Raw genomic sequence first — 2,513 nt, 5'->3', positions numbered from 1 at the left:
AACCTCGCCAAGGAACTCCGCCAATACCTCCTGGATCCGTTCCAGGGCAAGACCGTCGTGACCCCCTCGGAGTACGCGAAAGGGGTCTCGTCTGTTTACACGAACACCCTGCGACTGGCCAGGACCGAGACCCAGTTCGCCTATCACTCGCTCCATGTCAACCAGAGCCTGACCGCGCCCTACGTCCTCGGCATCAAGTGGAACCTGTCGGCCAGCCACCCCAAGGAGGATGTCTGTGACGACTTAGCCGCCGGCGGGCCGAACGGCGGCGGGGTATATCCGAAGGACCGGGTGCCCGAGGTGCCGCACCCCAACTGTCTCTGCTACCTCACCGACGAACTCATGGGCCCCGAGGAGTTCATCCAGTACCTCGAGGCGTAAGGAGGATGACCGACGATGCCGTGGATGCGCAACGAAGACCTGCCCCCGGCGGTCCGTAACGTCCTGCCGCCTGAGGCCCAGGGCCTCTTCCGCCAGGTGGCTAACACCGAACTCGGCCGAGGCCTCGCCGAGGACAAGGCCATGGCCGCGGCCTGGTCGGCTTGTGAGCGGGCGGGGTGGCACAAGACCCCCGGCGGCAAGTGGGCGAAGGAGGCGACCGATACTGACGTCGAGTTCGGCGAGCTCGTCTCCCTCAAGGAGGCCAAGTTCTCGGCCGACAAGCTCGAGGCCGAAGTGACATTGATCCAGCCCGGTTGGTCAAAGAACGGCCGATACTACCCGGCCGAGGCCCTGGCGGCCGCGGCGCCGCTCTACGAGGGCGCCCGGGCGTTCATCGACCACCCGACGCCGACCGAGGAGGCCGGCCGACCGGAGAGGTCTGTTCGGGATCTCGCCGGTCGGTATCATGGGGTTCATGTCGCCGAGGATGGATCGCTCAGGGGCAAGCTCCAGTTCTACGAAACCGCCCGGGCGCTCTACTCCCTGGCCAAGGAAGACCCCGAAGCCATCCAGCTCAGCCACAACGCTCTAGGCAGAACGCGTCAAGGAACAATCGCAGGCCGCACCGGACAAATCATCGAGGCAATCAAGGCAGTCAAAAGCGTTGACCTGGTCACCGATGGCGCGGCGGGCGGCCGGCTGGACCGCCTGCTCGCGAGCAACCGACCCGATTCCCAGAAGGGAGATAAGACGGTGGACATCAAGGAACTGCTGAAGCAGCTCAAGGAGGCCGACCTCGACGAGGCGACCAAAAAGCAGCTGCTCGACGGACTCCGTGAGTCCCGGCCGGAGATCGTCCAGGCCATCACGGACGAGGTCGAAAGCCGCGTCTACGGCAAGAAGGACGAGGTCACGAAGGCGATCAAGGAGGCCGAGGGCAAGATCACCAAGCTCGCCGAGGCTGTCCAGGGCCTGACTACGGAGAACAAGACCCTCCGGGAGAAGGCCGTCGCTGCCGAGACCAAGGAAAAGATCGTCGAGGCCCTCAAGGAAGCGAAGCTGCCCGCCATGGCTAAAGAGCGGGTGATCAAGTCCCTGGCCGGCCGGACCTTCGAGAGCGACGACAAGCTGAAGGAGGCCGTCAAGGCGGCCGTGGCCGAGGAAGAGGCCTACATCAAGGGTCTCGTCGAGGCGAACCGGGTGACCATCCGGGGCGCCGGGTCGGGCAAGGCCGAGGACGCCGAGACCGCGCTCAAGGAGGCCCAGAAGACCATGGACAGCCTCCTGGGCGTGGCCGAGCAGAAGAAGGACGAGCAGAAGAAAGAGGGTGACAAGTAATGGCCAACAACTGGGTCCAGAGGGGCAAGCACCTCCTGCTCACCCTCGCCGCCATCGTCTCCGGCCACCCTGTCGCCCTGGGTGGGATCCACGGCGTGGCCCTTGGGGCCACGGACGCCGACGGCCAGGTCATGGTCGACACCGAGGACGTCTATAGCCTTTCGGTCAAAGGCGTCGACGATCTCGGCAACAAGGCCGTGGCTATCGGCGATCCGGTGTACTTCGTGACCGCCGATGACCCGCACCTCTCGAAGAAGCAGTCCGGCGCCTACTTCGGCACCGCCCTGGGGGCCGTCGTCGCCGGCGCCACGACCGCCATTCCGGTGAAGCTCGCCCACGGCTCTCCGGGGATCGCCGACCTGCCGGCGGACGTCGGGGTCAAGCGGACCGTCAAGGCGCTCTACGACTTCGCCGTCCACGGCGGAGCCATCGGAGCCATCGGCCTCGGGGTCTATATCCCGATCAAGGCCGTCATCACCCGGACCTATGTCGAGGTCCTGACGACCCTGACCACGGCCGGCGCGGATGCGGGCACCATCGCTCTCCATGCCGAGGCGGCCGATGACATCGTCGCGGCCATTGCCGTGAGCAATGCCGCGAATCCCTGGGACGCCGGCATGCACGAGGGCGTCTCGACCGGCACCGCGGCCACTTTCAAGAAGACGACCGCGGCCCGGCAGATCACGGCGACCATCGCGGGCCAGGCCGTCACGGCCGGGAAGTTCTACGTGGTCGCCGAATACGTCGTAACGGAGTGAGGTGAAAAAGAGTGAAACTCAGCAAACTGCGTGAAT

3 protein-coding genes are annotated in these 2,513 nt (G+C 65.5%); all 3 read left to right on the top strand.

Translation table 11 applies throughout. The features are described 5' to 3' along the window. Positions 1 to 381: hypothetical protein (locus VGL40_04260; GenBank protein HEY3314478.1), on the top strand; the 381-nt coding region annotated here is incomplete at its 5' end. Positions 382 to 396: 15 nt separating this feature from the next. Further along, positions 397 to 1,719 (top strand): hypothetical protein, encoded by a 1,323-nt coding sequence (locus VGL40_04255; protein ID HEY3314477.1) that lies wholly within the window; start codon positions 397 to 399, stop codon positions 1,717 to 1,719. Next, positions 1,719 to 2,477, top strand: a complete 759-nt coding sequence (locus VGL40_04250; protein HEY3314476.1) for a DUF2190 family protein — start codon at positions 1,719 to 1,721, stop codon at positions 2,475 to 2,477. The genes VGL40_04255 and VGL40_04250 overlap by 1 nt, the downstream gene beginning before the upstream one ends. Positions 2,478 to 2,513: the final 36 nt, after the last annotated feature.

Source organism: Bacillota bacterium, from assembly GCA_036504675.1.
Lineage (GTDB): Bacteria > Bacillota > Sulfobacillia > JAJYWN01 > JAJZPE01 > DASXUT01.
Note: the sequence above shows the minus strand (reverse complement) of the source record. Positions and strands in the feature narration are given on the sequence as shown.